The following is a 15391-nucleotide window of genomic DNA, read 5'->3' as shown; positions in this document are numbered from 1 at the left end:
AAACCAATACAAACCCACCAAGAAGTTTGTTACCTGGTATCAACAATTTGTCACATCAGCTACACTCCATTCCTATGCTATCACCCTATTTATTTATTTAGCAAAACATAAATTTGTCAGCTAATCGTGCCTATGGATTTAAAAAACCGCCTTGGCCATTCCTGTGCTTAAAATAAGGACATGATCGGCATGATGATAGCGTTAATTTTTACCTATTGAAAGTAGACTACTGCACATTAAATCCCGGTGTGCCGTTCTTCTCTTTCCGCAGATATTTTGAAAAATCACTTTATAATATACACAGTACTTAACAACCATTAAATCACAGACCTATGTCAAAAAAAGAAAATCAACAGTCTTCTGCAAAAGATAAAGAAAAAGGGCTCAACTCCCACACGGCGAATGGGGAGGATCAATTCCTGACCACCAATCAAGGAGCCCGTATCAACGATGACCAAAACACATTAAAAGCCGGCCAAAGGGGGCCATCTATCATGGAGGATTTTCATTTCCGTGAGAAGATGACGCATTTTGACCATGAGCGTATTCCCGAGCGTGTGGTACATGCCAGAGGTGCCGGAGCTCATGGATATTTTGAGGCTTACGAAAATATGGGAGAATATACCAAAGCTGGTTTTCTTCAGGAAGCAGGCACCCAGACGCCTGTTTTTGTCCGTTTTAGCACGGTAGCTGGCTCCAAAGGATCTACAGATCTCGCAAGGGATGTGCGGGGATTCGCGGTGAAATTTTACACGCAAGAAGGGAATTTCGACCTAGTTGGAAATAATATGCCGGTATTTTTTATCCAAGATGCCGTAAAATTCCCAGACTTGATCCATTCTGTCAAGCCCGAACCGCATAACGGGATCCCCCAGGCAGCTTCCGCTCATGATACCTTTTGGGATTTTATTTCATTAATGCCCGAAAGCACACACATGGTCATGTGGGTGATGAGTGATCGGGCCATTCCAAGAAGTTTTAGCATGATGGAGGGCTTTGGCATCCATACATTCAGGTTTATAAACAGTGAAGGGAAGCCGCATTTTGTAAAATTCCACTGGAAACCAAAACTCGGAGTGAATTCTGTCACGTGGGATGAGGCACAGAAAATCTCAGGAAATGACCCTGATTTTCTGAGAAGGGACCTTTGGCAATCCATCGAGGATGGAAACTATCCAGAGTTTGAATTGGGAGTTCAGTTGGTAAGTGAAGAGGATGAGCATAAGTTTGATTTTGACCTATTGGATCCTACTAAAATCATTCCTGAAGAACTGGTACCTGTAAAGATCATCGGCAAAATGGTCCTCAACAGGAACCCAGCTAACTTCTTTGCAGAAACCGAACAGGTGGCATTTCATCCAGGCCATTTGGTGCCCGGTATAGATTTCTCCAATGACCCACTACTTCAGGGCAGGTTATTTTCCTATACCGACACACAACTGATCAGGTTAGGTGGCCCCAATTTTCATGAGATCCCAATCAATAGGCCCGTTACTCCAGTCCATAACAATCAACGGGACGGGCATATGCGCCAAACGATAAACGCTGGCCAGAGCAGTTATCACCCCAATCAAACAGGCGGTGGATGCCCTTTTCAAGCGGCCATGCATGAAGGAGGCTACGCTCACTATGCCGAGCCAGTTTCAGGAAATAAAACCAAAGAGCGAAGCAAAAGTTTCCATGATCATTATAGCCAGGCCAAGCTGTTCTATAATAGCCAAACCGAGGTAGAAAAGAAACATATCGCCAATGCGCTTAAATTTGAGCTCGGAAAGGTGAGCATGCCAGCAATCCAAGAGCGCATGATTGCTCAGTTGCAGGAAGTCGATATGGACTTGGCCGATGAAGTGGCCAAACACATCGGGGTAGAAACACCCGTCAAACTGGATAATGAGCTGAACCAAAGTATACCAGCAGATGGCAATCCTGAGGATTTTCAATCCGGTCCTGCCTCACCTTCCATAGAAAAATCCGCCGCACTCAGCATGGAGCACATTACAACGGACTCTATCCAAGGTCGAAACATCGCAGTACTGGTAGCGGAAGGAATTAATATCGATTCTATCGAAAAACTACAGCAAAAGGCAAAATCCGAAGGGGCAAAGATCACCATCATCGCTCCCACCCTTGGCAAGATAAAAACCATGGACAACCAATCCATTGATATCCAGAAAACGCTCCATTCCACTGCTTCGGTACTTTTTGATGCGCTATACTTACCAAAAGGAACCAAAAGTGATGAGCTTTTGAGCAAAACCCCTGCTGCTGTCCTTTTTGTGGAAGAAATGTTCAAACATTGCAAGGCAATCGGAATGGATGACATGGGGTCTCTTCTGTGGCGATCCACTCGCTCGGCACAGTTGGTTGACAACAACGAAAATGCCAGTGAAGGGATTGTTCTAAATGGTGAAATTGACCAATTTATAAAGGCTGTCGCCAATTACAGGTTTTGGAAGCGTGAGGAAGCCGGAGACCTCCCTGTTTAGCTCTCTTATAAGCCAGCATAAATCCCTTTTGATCGCTTAGCAAAGAGGGTACTGGCTAGACAGTCCACCTCCTCAACCCAGAATTAACCCGGTTTATGCATTAGGAATCGTCATCGCCAGTCCCGATAGCTATCGGGAAGGTTTGAAACTGCAAGAAAATCAGACTGTTTGGAGATTGAGGCATAGCACAGCTATGGTGAAATCGAAAACAGCAGCGAAGCAACTGATTTTGAAGCAGTTTCAGACCGCAATACCTGTGCGCCGTGGCGTAGATAGGCTAATGCATAGTCCGGGTTTAATGCCGTTTAGTTAAAAATATTTTCCAATACGGATCGTCCATTGAGAGAGTTATGATTTTAATCCATGGCCTTTTAAAATATGTACAAAATGGATCCGCCTTGCAGGTATTGGGCGTTAAGAAATTAAAAAGTGGGCGGGCAAAAAGGCAGGCTTGTTTGACGAAATGCTGGCCAAAAAGAATGTTGGCAGCTAAAGAAGGTACCGGGCTTTAGATAGGCCTGCTTGGCTTTAGACAGGAGGAGTTTGCCTGCATGAGGGAAGGTTTTAATTTTAGGCCAATAGATGCACAGCGGCGGGGTTTTTTGGTTACTTTTTTGACCTGAAGCAAAAAAGTAACAAAGGTAAAGGGATGAAAACCACCTAGGAATTTAGCTAGAAAAATAACTGCCCAAGGAAAAAATATAGAACCCATATTTTCCAGATACACACTAACTAAACGGCATTGATTCCGGGTTTAATACCGCTTGGTTATAAAGATTAAACCTGGGTGGAACCTCTAAATCAACAGCAAACACAAAAAGAGGTTGTCTCTTGTAGTTAACTAACTTGAGACAACCTCTTTTATCATATGGCTGAGTCCTGGCCGATGGCCAAGTAAGCGCCTAGCATTATTGCTGACAAGGACACTGTTATCCGTTAGTAGCTTGTCATAGCATTTATTCTACGGGGACAAACACCAACCAACAGCTCTACCCTAACTTTTTGGTTTCGCCAGCCATCAGCGGGGTCTTTTAATAAAGGATAAAATAAATGCAATCAAGGCTACGACCAGCAGTATATGGATCAAACCGCCTACATCATAAACAAAGGCACCCATTACCCAACTGATCAATACAATCACGACAATTATATACAAGATACTTCTCATAACTAGTTGTTTTTTTTGGTTGATGCACCACAAATCGGTGTAAAGATTTAAATACAATTTACTTATTTACAGTACCGAACATATTACACCATTACGCTGTGATCTTGTATGATTACCATTATCCCTATTCAGCCAAGACTGGACTGTTCACGTTCCCACTTTTGCTAAGACACAATTTGTTAAGACACAAAAAGCCCCTCCCTGAACTACCATTACCTGATATTCAAGGAGGGGCTTATTCAGCTGTCAGTTACACCTATCTTACAGGCTGTGTAAAATTGGCGGACGTATACGCTATACGGGCTTATGAATTGTTTTTATCAAAGCGGTTTTCGATCTCATCCATTTTATCTTCTACCTGCTTTTTCATTTCTTTAATTTCATCATAGATTTCTTTTTGCTCTTCTTCGGCAGCAGATTGAAACTCCTCGGCCTTCTTCTCTAGGTCATTTACTTTTTCTTCAGCTTGGCTTACCAACTGGTCAAACTCAGCACCTTCATTGCCTAGAGCACGTTCAGACTTTTCTGCCTTCAGCTTATTGAGATCATCACCAAGCTTCATATTCTCCTCTTCTATGTCCTCATATGTCACTTGAAAAGGATCCATATCTATCGTCTTTGGCCCTGGAGCCACCGTATTGGGAGACTCGTAGGCTTGGTCTGTATTATTATTTCCTTCATCGCAGGCTGCCACAAATAAAAAAAGAGCTAAACCTACTATTAAGCTAATTTTATTCATAATTCCTCCATTTTTTGGTTATGTCAAACTATCTTTTTGTGCCTATCTTTATAAGTGAAGGTAAATAGTTTTTACCCACGATGTGTTACATCATTTTATAGATTATTTGCACCATTTTCATAAAGAAATGTTCAATTTTCCGGAAGAATAATCGTAAACTTCGTTCCTTTTCCAGGTGCACTATTGGCAAAAATCTCTCCCCGATGGATCTGAACTATTTTTTTACATATCGCCAGGCCTATTCCTGTTCCGGAGTAACTGGTCTTCGGATGCAGTCGCTGAAAAAGCTCAAAAATAGTCGTTGCAAATTCTTGCTCAAACCCAATTCCATTATCTTCAAAAATGATCTTCACCAATTTTTCAGGTTTTGAACGACCTATTGCCGCTCTTTCTTCTTCATTCACCGGACTAGCGGAAACATGGATTTCAGGCGGTCTATCTGGAGCAGAATATTTAAGGGAGTTACTGATCAAATTGGTGAATAGCTGAATAATCTGGAAAGGAATCACTTTTATGGTTGACAACTTTTCGCAATGGACTTTTCCCTTTTTTTCTTCAATGGCAACAGCCATTTCATTGATCGATTTACTCACCAGCTCATTTAGCGCCACTGTCTTGAACTCATCCTCTATCCTGCTCACCCTACTGAAATCAAGTAAATCCAAGATCAACTGCTGCATCCTTTCAGCAGACTTTTGGATTTTTACAAAGTAATAGACCAGGTCCTCTGGAACCTGATCGATGTCTTCATTGATACGGGAAATAAACGTCTGGATCTTCCTTAGTGGCTCTTGTAGGTCATGGCTTGCGATATGATTAAAAGAGGAAAGCTGTTCGTTGATCTTTTTCAACTCTGCATTTTGTTCTTTTAACTTCAATTCCGCTTCCCGCTCGGCAGTAATGTCCCGGACTACAGTGGTCAGTATTTTTCCCCAAGACTCTTCCACTATTTTTTTGAGAGAACTTACATAGATATATTCACCACTATCCCTCATCAACCTAAAGCTCACCCAGTCGTGATCAGTAGCAGAAGAATTACAGGTAAAATACCCTTCTAAATCTGCTTGGTCCTCTGGGTGGATACAGGCTTTGAATTTTGAAATATCAGAAAGATCTCCCGCACTGCTCATCCCAAGTAACCCAAACATGTTATCAGATGCGGATAATTGACCTGTATTACAATCCATGGAAATACTCCCCATTTGGCCTATTGTTTCTGCATTATTATAGGCATTGTTCTGAACAGTCAATTTCTTATTCAACTCCTGAAGCTCTTGTTTGGATGCGATGATCTTGGTAAGGTCCCTGTTCACGCCAATAACGGTTTTCTTACCAAATTCATCTACATGCATCTTAATCACCATTTGAAGACATTTTTCTTGCCCAGAGGCAGTAAATATGCGGACATCAATGGATTCTGCCGACAGGCCACTCTCTACCTTTCTTATGACATTTACGACCTGCTTTCTGTCTTTTTTATCCACATGACGGATAAAAAACCAAAAATCTGGGGAAATCTCCTTCGGCTCATACCCTAAAAGCCTATATTGATTATTGGACAGGGTGATTTCCCGCTCCTCGGGATCAAATTTCCAATGGCCCGTTTCTGCCATTGCCTCGGCCTTCTCGAAGATCTCATGGTTAATTTCAAGTTGATTAAGCGTACGTTTTTGCTTTCTTAAATCATTGCCTATCTTGAAATAGGCCGTTGTAAACAAGGCCAGTGAAAACAGAAAAGTAATAACCGTGAAATAAGGAGAGTCTTTGTTCTTTTTTTCCAAGTACTGTTTTCTGTCTTGAAACAACATATAAGTCACATAGCCCATCATACTGGTAGCTGTCTTTATATTGCGCATAAGACTGTCACCCTCTACAAATTCATCTTGTAACTGTACGAAGGTCTTACCGTCACCATATAATGCAATTACTTTTTCCAAATGGTCCAATTTACCCTGGACGATAAACTGAAGTGAATCCACTGTGGCGGGGGGGACATTGGCCGAAATGGCCAGCTGCCTGATCTCTCGTATGGTATTATAAACAGAGTCTTTGATAGCTCCATAATTATTTAAAAATCGTTTATCCCCAGATGCTACATAGGCACGCTCGGCCGACTCCATATCGGACACCTCTACGATAAGGTTTTGCAAGGAGTAATTGAAATGGTGTGACTGGATGATGTCATTTTGACTCTTGAGGAGCAGTTGGTGCTGGATAAAGCTGGATCCAGCAATCACCACCAACAATACAACAGTCGAAATAAATATAAAATTTAGGATGATTTCTGAACGGCCAAGGTGTCTAAGCATATCCTATTTTTCCTTCATACACTCAATAAAAAAGTATCTCTATCCATGCCAGAAGTAACATATTGCCAATTTACGGAGAGTACTTTTGTCAAAACTTTCTTAAGGCAACCAAAGTCATTCGGCTTGTTTATATAAATATTAGCCCCACTAACAAACGCCTCTTCCACATCCTTTTCCGCATTTGAAGTGGAATAAATCGCTACGGACAAATCCCGTAAATTCTCTTTTGACCTTATTTCTTTTAAACATTCCAGTCCGTTTTTTCTGGGCATGTTAAGATCCAAAAAAAGGATATGTGGTAAATCCCTACTGGAATTGGCCAAATATTGCAATAGCTCCACTCCATCATTTACGGTCTCCACCTGCGTCTTCAGTGGCACCTTCATAATGGCATCCCTAAACATCATTCTATCATCCTCATCATCATCAGCCAACAATATCCGAATCGTCTTTTGGTTCATTAGGTCAATTTTAAATTTAAGTACAGAAATAATGTGATCACACTTTCGGCACACAGGTTAATTGACCTGATAAATAGAAAGTGAATGGTGAATTGGGATTTATTGCATTTACAAACACACAGGGTCTTTAAACGGCGCTGTCTAATTTAGTAGTATAAAAAATCTAAAACAAGTAATTTTTTACCAGTACCGCTTAATTTATTCAATATTTTATAATAAAATTCACTTTATTTACTTTCAATTAAAAACCCAACAAAACCATACACAAACACCGAAATATTGGATATATACGTATATTCCTTCCATTATGCAGCTGTCAATCCAAAGCTACAATTTGTAACTCCCCTGTAACATGCCTTAAACAGGACTTCGCCTTTACTACTATTAATCCGCCAAAAATCCTCGAAATCTACCTTTCAAATCTCCCTCGAAACAACAGGCACTACCGTTCAAATCTTCTGGGTCATTTAATTTTAAAATTAGACAACATATTTTTATTCAGTTTATGAAGTGGTCTATTATTCGCAGTAATCATAGAGTAGAGTATAAACGATAGGAAGTAAAGAACCAGATATCATCGACTTACCTACCTTATTCCAACTATAAAATATATGCCCATGATTTTTGAAGACGCCCCCACTCCGCATCATCCTATCGAACATCCAAATGGTGATCTTCACCAGTGGTTTATGTACAAGTGTATGGAAGTCCACCAAGGTGAAATGAAGTTATTAAAATGTATCAATATCCTTCGCATCCACAATGACAGGTGGCTACCCGATCAGCTGCTGGCCAACTTCCAACTTGGTAAGGCCATCCAAATAGAAAACCTACACAAAACATTTTTGCTCATTGACTTACCTATAGGTGGCAAGAAAAACATATTAATGGATTTTCTTTTGGACCAATGTTTCGCTCATGGAACGAGCACCAATGGACTGCCACAAGACCATTTTCAGCTATCGCAGGCCATATTAGCCATAAATTCGATGGTGCAATTTTCCTATCGCTGGATGGAAGAAATAGCACGACAGTTAAATCAAACAGAGGCGCTGCCACTGCTAAAAGAAAATCTCCGGATCGAAAATGAAATAGGGAACAGACTAATGGCTTGGAGCACCACATCTCACAAAGAAAAAATGTAATTAACGCCCGTTTAAACAAACTATATCATGGACCTATTGATCAAAATGAAACATTACGTGATTTTCCTGATCATTGCGGGGATTCCATTTATCACGAGTCTGGGAACCAACATCACCTACCTATCCGGTGCCAGTTTGCCTCCTCAGACTTTGTCAAATATCAATTTGGCAGGCCTACTTATAGGTGTGATCACCTTTTACTTATGGATATGGTCGGTCATTTTACACCTAAGCAAGGCCATGGATACCAAAAAGATCACGGCCAGTTCCACTTTTTCATTAGCCCTATTGGTCTCGTTCGTTTTTGGTATCCTCGCCCTCTTTTACTTTCATACAGGGGGGATTATGTCAAAGGACTTTATCGATCAAAAAGATATCGTCGAAGAATCTCCATCGCTGACCATCATCCTAGCGATCATATTATTTATATCCCTTTCCTTATTGTTGATCAGTCTAAATCACCTGGCCTATTTGCTGGTAATGGCCGAAAGAAACCGTGAGCCACATAAGACTGAATATTTCAGCGAGTTTATCATGGCATTGGTATTTCCCATTGGGCTGTGGTTCCTCCAGCCACGCATCCAAAAGGTACTGGCAAGCAAGGGCTTGGTCAATAAGAAATATTAAGGGCTTTCAGCTTGCTATATAGTGTTTTTCGATGAATGTTTAACTTTTGTGCGGCTTTGGTCTTGTTGTATTTTACATCTTCCAAAACTTCTTTGATCTTTTCTGATTCAGCCATCAATGCAACAGATTTCAGGTCTTTTCGCTCATTATATTCTTGCTTACCTACCGGTTCAGAATTGCCCTCCCTGGATAAGGAAAGCGAAGCATTCCTAAGCTTACTGGTTCTGATCATTTCAGGAAGTGCAGAGGCAGGGATGAGATTTTTACTATTGGCAAAAAGGCTGGCCCTTCTGATGGCATTTTTAAGCTCTCGGATATTTCCTGGCCACTGATATTCAACAAGACAAGCCATCGCTTCATCCGTAAATCTCGGGGTTTCCTTCTGCCCCAGCTCCAACGTAGTTTTTTTCAGGAAAAAATCAATGAACTGATATATATCGTCTCCCCTCTCTCTTAGTGGTGGGACTTTAAGGACAAACTCACTCAATCTATAAAATAGATCTTCGCGAAAGCCAGTTGTCCCTGACTTAGAAAACAAATCTTCGTTTGTGGCAGCTATAATTCTTACATCTATCGGAATCTCCTTGGTACCTCCCACTTTTCTGATGATCTTCTCCTGCAGTGCTCTCAAAAGAGCCATCTGGATCTCACTACTGAGATTGGCGATTTCGTCTAGAAATATGGTGCCGCCATTGGCCATCTCAAAAAAACCTGTCTTGTGAGTGACTGCGCCTGTAAAAGCTCCTTTTTCATGACCAAACAACTCACTTCCCGCCAACTCCCGAGACAGGCAGCCGCAATCAACTGCTACGAAAGGCTTTTCTTTTCTCTCACTACAGTGATGGATCAATCGTGCATAGGATTCCTTTCCTGTCCCCGTCTCACCTTCCAAGATTACCGAAAAGTTAGTTGGGCCTACTTTGCCTACTTTAAATTCTACCTCTTTGGCCCTTTTACTTTCACCATTTACATAATCTGGCATTTTTTCTACAGCAGCCTCCTTTTTCTCTGATGCTGATGGGGAGGGTACTGATCTAGGCTTTTGTTTCAGGACTTCCACCAGCTCATCCGGATTTAAGGGCTTTGCCAAGTAACTTGAAGCTCCCTCCCGAATCATATTGACCACATTCTTTAGATTTACCTGATTGGAAGTAAAAATCACCCTACTCTTAGGGCTGATACTCTTGATCATATGAAAAAACACATTCCCTTCCATTTTGGGCAACCGGTAATCACTGATAACAAACTGATAATGATTATCTTTCATCAACTGGATGGCATGTGTTGCCTGGGTGCTTGTATCCACCGTATAACCGTTATCGGTCAGGTATCTTTTTAACAAATTACAAACGGAGACTTGATTATCAACGATAAGAATGCTTTCCATAAGACTTTATAATTAAATGAATGGATAAAATTTCTTTAGCTCTATTGCTAGTGTTTTATAAAGTTAAGTTGATATATCCCCCATTACATTACACTATTTTACCCAAGGTTTATATAATTAATATCCTTTATGGGAACCATTCCCTACAAAGTGTAATATAAAAGCGACAAAACATTTTCATACTATTAAAAAGCAAAAGCATTCATGAAATAATCACACCGAAATCAAACTAAACGACATAGCCCCAACTGCCATTTGCCAATATGTTACAAAAAACTTTTACACTGCCTCCCTATACTATCTCTATTGCGACCTAGCAGGCAGGGATTTTGATTTATGATGAATGTATACTTAAACCCGGAATATGCATTAGCCTATCTGTTGCGACCTGAAACTGCTTCAAAATCAGCCGTTTCACTTTAGTTTTCGGCATAACCGTAGCGGTGCTACGCTAATACCTCCAAACTAACTGATTTTCTTGCAATTTCAGCTCTCACTACGATTCCTAACGCATAATCCGGGTTAAACCTCAACTATTATGATCAATACCCAAACTTTCAGAATACTAAACGAATGTTCTTCCACTTGTTTCTACTGTGCGGATGCTTGTCTGGACGAACCCAGTGGTATGGCTGAATGTATCCGTAACTGTAAAGTGTGCGGTGACATTTGCTCCTTGGTTTCAAAAATATTGAGCACCTCTTTCTCCAATGTAAAACCACTGGTGGCCTATTGTAAAACGATATGTGAAGCATGTGCTGATGAATGTGAAAAGCATGATCACGATCATTGTGACCTATGTGCCAAAGCATGCCGTGCTTGTGCCTCTGCTTGTGAAGATTACCTTCAGGGTAATCTGGCTACCATCAAAGAATCTCCTGGAGAATCAGAATAAATCCAGAAGCTACATTGCTTCAACGCCCTCGTAATGGGGACAGGCCATAAGAATTACAGGATAAAAAAATAGCCAAAGTGCCCCATGCCAAAATACACCGTAAAGCGCAGGGCCATTGGCTATATTTATGTACTATTCACAAATGGCCTAGGGGGATTTTAAAACCCCATTATCTCGGTTCGGGGTTGCGAACCCCGAACAGCTTAGGGCTTGTATTTGTGGTAACTGGTGTGTGGATAGCAGCTTAAACCCAGAATAAAATGGACCAAGCATAAAAGCTGGGGACTGCCAGTTTGCTAATGGTAAAACCACGAATGGTCGTTTATATAAATAGGCCACATAATCCCAAAGACACCAAGTGCGTACTGAAAGCTGTACTGAAAGGGATTTATAGTTGCGTTGTATTTTGGAGCCTCGGTGGCGTATCATTGTTCCGATAAATAAAGAAATTTATCGTTCCCCAGAAATATGGCTTGATCCTATAAAATTACTTTGACCGTTTTCCATATGGCCTTTCGGGATACGTTTTATTTTTCGTTTTACCATTTGAACTTGGAAAGGAGGCTTCTTCTTTATTCACATCCTCGGTTCTTTTATCACTAGACCGGTCATTGGTATTAAAACCATTCCGGTCGTTGGCTTCTTTCTGTTTACTTTCCTTCACTTGCACAAGATTTTCATAGATCGCTGAAGGAAATAATTGTTGGTTTTTCATACTATTGATTTTTTGAGTTTATTAACGAATGGGATCATTATTACTTAAGGCGCTGCGAATCACGTGTTGAGGATTTCACCGCCATTCGGATGGATAAACTGGCCTGTAATATAGCTGGCTTCATCAGAAGCAAGAAACAAGAATGCAGGAGCCACTTCCGAAGGCTCACCGGGTCTGCCCAACGGCACATGAACGCCAAACTCCCCAACTTCTTCTTTGGAAAAAGAAGCAGGAATCAACGGAGTCCAAATCGGACCAGGAGCCACGCCATTTACACGTATATTTTTAGATGCCAAACTGGTAGAAAGTGACCTAGTGAAGGCTACTATAGCCCCTTTGGTGGATGAGTAATCGATCAATTCTGGTTTTCCTCTATACGCCGTTACTGAGGCTGTGTTAACCACAGAATCGCCCTTGCTCAAATGGGGAAGGGCTGCTTGTGTTAGGAAAAAGTAAGAGAAAATATTGGTTTCAAAGGTCTTCCTCAATTGCTCTTCATCGATATCCTCCAATTGTCTCTGCACATATTGTTGGGCGGCATTATTGATTATTATATTCAATTGGCCAAACGTTTCCAGCGTTTCCGAAACCACCTTCTTACAGGCAGACTTCTTACTGAGGTCCGCCTTGACAAGGAGAGCGCTGCCACCCTGCTCTTCCACCAGTCGTTTGGTCTCTTCTGCATCTCTATCTTCTTCCAAATAAGCTATGGCGACCTTTGCTCCTTCACTGGCAAACAGCACCGCTACCGCCCTTCCTATTCCACTATCACCACCAGAGATAATGGCCACTTTATCCTTAAGCTTACCACTACCTTTGTAATTAGGCTTGAGGTATTCTGGTGTGGGATCCATTTTATGTTCCTTCCCTGGTTGGTGCGATTGTACCTGTCCGGGTTTTCCTTTATTTTCTTCCATAATTGTCTTTTTATATTCAAACAATCCAATTATGGAGCCAAACACAGGCGAAAGGATTACATCATTTACATCCAGTTTTATATTATTACCTGATTACTTCACCTCAGTTTAGGCCTGTTGTGTTGCTCTCTTTCGGGCCAGTATCCTTTGAAAAGCCGATGGGGTCAGACCAGTGGTCTTTCTGAACTGATTGGACAGATGGGCGACGCTGCTGTAGTTTAACTGGTAGGCGATTTCGGTAAGTGTTAAATTGTGGGTGGACAACAAGTGCTTCACCATCTCGATCTTTTGCATAATAAGGAAATTCTCAATAGTGGTCATGGTCATTTCAGAAAAAAGATTGGAAAGGTAACCATAACTAAACCCCAGTTTTTCACTTAAGTACGAAGAGGTATTTACCGGCAGGCTACCTCCCTCTCCCCTGACCATATCGATGATGATGGTTTTTATTTTTTGCACCATTGCCTCCTTTTGGTCATCAATGATAGTAATCCCATAAGGCTTCATCCGCTGGGCCAAATGATTGAGTTTTTCTACGCTTGGGGAGGATAGCACCTTTACTGTAGTGGAGGATTGGAGTTCATAGGTAATCCCTTCCTCTTCCAACATTTCCTTAACGATGGTTTTACACAGTACATTCAAGTCAATTTTCAAATTGATCTCCATATTTCTCGGGGATTTCTATATTAAGTAAGTTGGTTAGTTCATAATAAAGCTCTTAACAGAACAGGTCTTATGGGTGATCCTGCTATTTTCTTTGGCCACAATGTGCCACTTTTCTCAGAATAGTGTTCCCGGCTTCCTACATCCTTACCGGGCCTATACTGCGCTATTTTACCCTCCTACCAAGTCCACCCTCATTGGTATGGGTATTGAATATAATCAGGTACCTGAATATTTACCAATTTAACCATAAAACGATGAGAAACGAAGTGAATGATTTGATCTTATCATCCAGTTCACTATCTGGAACCACCGTAAAGACGCCACAGGATGAAAAAATTGGCAGTATCAAAGACCTCATGATAGAAACAAGTACTGGCCATATCGCTTATGTGGTACTGGAAGTTGACACAGGTTTTCTTAACCTAGGAAGTAAGTATTTTGCCATTCCTTGGCAGGCACTTTCCTTGGACAATCACCAAGACGAAGTCATTATTTTGGATGTAAATAAAGAAAGTCTGGAAAAATCCCCGGGATTTGACAAGGACAATTGGCCAACTGGCCCCCAGTATGATTTTATAAATAAAGTAAACGCCTACTATGGCGTTTCCGAAAACAAAAACGTATTGTAGATTTTCCATTTCACTTTATGATGCAAACCAAAAAGCCCCGGATGGTTTCCTGGGCTTTTTTCTCCATTTATAAGCGGCTAAGCTCGATTTAGGCATTAAGAATCGTTATAGCCTCCCCCAAAAGATTCCGGGAAGAGGTGAAAGCGCAATCAGATAGTCTGGAGGTGTTAGCATCCACTGAGGCGGATCAAATGGCAGTACCTGTGTGCCATGGCGTAGATAGACTAATGCATGCGCTGCTATAAAGCATCGCAGGAACAGAATGACAAACTATATAGGTTAATTAAAATGGACATAACATTATTGTACAACCCAACAGCAGGAAAAGGGGAATTTGATCTGGACAGTACTTTGGCATTCCTGACCAACTACAGCGCCAATATCCTGGCCATAAACACCAAAGAGGACGACTATCGCCATGCCTTGAACTCACCAGCTGACCTTCTCATCATCGCAGGCGGTGACGGTACCATCGAAAAAATCATCAGAGCAATGAAAAAGCAGGGAATAACCAACCCTATTGCCATTCTTCCTTTTGGAAATGCCAATAATATTGCAAATGGACTGTGCGTGGAAAACAACTTGGCAGCAACACTAAAATCTTGGCATAAGGGCATCTTTTACCCTCTTTCTGTCGGGAAGGCAACGACTCCTCATACCTCCTATTATTTTGTAGAATCCATCGGCTGGGGGCTATTCAAAAACCTGCTGGACAGTGATCATCTTCATCAACATAATGACGACACCAATAAAATCCAGGCAGGCAAGAAGGTAGCACTAAAAGAATATTCCCGTTTGACCCCTTCCAACTACGAAATCACTTTGGACTCACGAGACTATTCGGGACACTACTTATGGGTCGAAATCATGAATTCCAAACGCATGGGACCAGCACTTTCGCTAGCCCCGGATGCAGTAAGCCATGACCGTTTTCTGGATGTTTTCTTGGTGGCAGCACATGAGAGGAAAAAATTAGGCAATTATTTAAAATCTCACTACTCCAACTACGCTACACCAGAAATAGAAACCATAAAAGCCAAGGAAATATTTATCAAAACTTCCAAGCAATTCCATATAGATGACGAACTAAGTGATCCCATTGAGCATCAAAAAAAAGACGTAATCCAAGCACATATCACCCTCACTGAGGGGACGATCCCCGTAGTCAACACCAAGTTCACTTCCAAACCCGCCAAGATGATAGGGGATTCGCGGCCAAAGTAAAAAAAGAGCTCATATACACATTA

General features: G+C 41.4%; 14 protein-coding genes. 6 read left to right on the top strand and 8 right to left on the bottom strand.

The window, feature by feature from the left end:
* The first annotated feature begins 332 nt into the window (after nt 1-332).
* Nucleotides 333-2486 carry a catalase gene (locus tag DN752_RS18820; RefSeq protein WP_112785395.1) on the top strand — a complete coding sequence of 718 codons (2154 nt, stop codon included), beginning with the start codon at nt 333-335 and terminating at the stop codon, nt 2484-2486.
* A 1018-nt stretch (nt 2487-3504) separates the two neighbouring features.
* Here DN752_RS18820 and DN752_RS18815 read toward each other — a convergent pair.
* The 4 genes from DN752_RS18815 to DN752_RS18800 form a co-directional block, all read right to left on the bottom strand.
* On the bottom strand, nt 3505-3654 hold the full coding sequence (locus DN752_RS18815) for a lmo0937 family membrane protein (protein WP_112785394.1): 150 nt from the start codon (nt 3652-3654) through the stop codon (nt 3505-3507).
* 304 nt (nt 3655-3958) lie between these two features.
* The gene (locus DN752_RS18810; RefSeq protein ID WP_112785393.1) at nt 3959-4393 is read right to left on the bottom strand and encodes a hypothetical protein; all 435 of its coding nucleotides are present in this window, start codon (nt 4391-4393) and stop codon (nt 3959-3961) included.
* A gap of 131 nt (nt 4394-4524) precedes the next feature.
* Nucleotides 4525-6702: an ATP-binding protein gene (locus DN752_RS18805; RefSeq protein WP_112785392.1), complete on the bottom strand. Its 2178-nt coding sequence runs from the start codon at nt 6700-6702 to the stop codon at nt 4525-4527.
* A 14-nt stretch (nt 6703-6716) separates the two neighbouring features.
* Nucleotides 6717-7163: a response regulator gene (locus DN752_RS18800; protein ID WP_112785391.1), complete on the bottom strand. Its 447-nt coding sequence runs from the start codon at nt 7161-7163 to the stop codon at nt 6717-6719.
* Between the two features lie 617 nt (nt 7164-7780).
* Here DN752_RS18800 and DN752_RS18795 point away from each other — a divergent pair.
* A complete protein-coding gene (locus DN752_RS18795; protein ID WP_162633268.1) occupies nt 7781-8308 on the top strand; it encodes a hypothetical protein in 528 nt (175 codons plus the stop codon).
* A 27-nt stretch (nt 8309-8335) separates the two neighbouring features.
* On the top strand, nt 8336-8935 hold the full coding sequence (locus DN752_RS18790; protein ID WP_112785389.1) for a hypothetical protein: 600 nt from the start codon (nt 8336-8338) through the stop codon (nt 8933-8935).
* On the opposite strand, the gene DN752_RS18785 is transcribed toward DN752_RS18790, so the two are convergent.
* A complete protein-coding gene (locus DN752_RS18785) occupies nt 8919-10322 on the bottom strand; it encodes a sigma-54-dependent transcriptional regulator (protein ID WP_112785388.1) in 1404 nt (467 codons plus the stop codon). The genes DN752_RS18790 and DN752_RS18785 overlap by 17 nt on opposite strands.
* Nucleotides 10323-10860: 538 nt before the next feature.
* On the opposite strand from DN752_RS18785, the gene DN752_RS18780 reads away from it, so the two are divergent.
* Nucleotides 10861-11217 (top strand): four-helix bundle copper-binding protein, encoded by a 357-nt coding sequence (locus DN752_RS18780; RefSeq protein WP_112785387.1) that lies wholly within the window; start codon nt 10861-10863, stop codon nt 11215-11217.
* Nucleotides 11218-11704: 487 nt separating this feature from the next.
* Here the strand turns inward: DN752_RS18780 and DN752_RS18775 are convergent, their stop codons facing one another.
* The 3 genes from DN752_RS18775 to DN752_RS18765 form a co-directional block, all read right to left on the bottom strand.
* The gene (locus DN752_RS18775; protein WP_112785386.1) at nt 11705-11932 is read right to left on the bottom strand and encodes a hypothetical protein; all 228 of its coding nucleotides are present in this window, start codon (nt 11930-11932) and stop codon (nt 11705-11707) included.
* 59 nt (nt 11933-11991) lie between these two features.
* The gene (locus DN752_RS18770) at nt 11992-12849 is read right to left on the bottom strand and encodes an SDR family oxidoreductase (protein ID WP_112785385.1); all 858 of its coding nucleotides are present in this window, start codon (nt 12847-12849) and stop codon (nt 11992-11994) included.
* A gap of 108 nt (nt 12850-12957) precedes the next feature.
* Nucleotides 12958-13515 carry a helix-turn-helix domain-containing protein gene (locus DN752_RS18765; protein WP_112785384.1) on the bottom strand — a complete coding sequence of 186 codons (558 nt, stop codon included), beginning with the start codon at nt 13513-13515 and terminating at the stop codon, nt 12958-12960.
* A 254-nt stretch (nt 13516-13769) separates the two neighbouring features.
* Between DN752_RS18765 and DN752_RS18760 the strand changes: the two genes are divergently transcribed.
* Nucleotides 13770-14144, top strand: coding sequence for a PRC-barrel domain-containing protein (locus DN752_RS18760; RefSeq protein ID WP_112786617.1), 375 nt, complete (start codon nt 13770-13772; stop codon nt 14142-14144).
* A 288-nt stretch (nt 14145-14432) separates the two neighbouring features.
* Complete coding sequence (locus DN752_RS18755) at nt 14433-15368, top strand: diacylglycerol/lipid kinase family protein (RefSeq protein WP_162633267.1); 936 nt, start codon at nt 14433-14435, stop codon at nt 15366-15368.
* The last annotated feature ends 23 nt before the right edge of the window (nt 15369-15391 follow it).

Source organism: Echinicola strongylocentroti (genome assembly GCF_003260975.1).
Taxonomy (GTDB): Bacteria; Bacteroidota; Bacteroidia; order Cytophagales; family Cyclobacteriaceae; genus Echinicola; species Echinicola strongylocentroti.
This window is presented reverse-complemented; position numbering and strand designations above follow the sequence as displayed.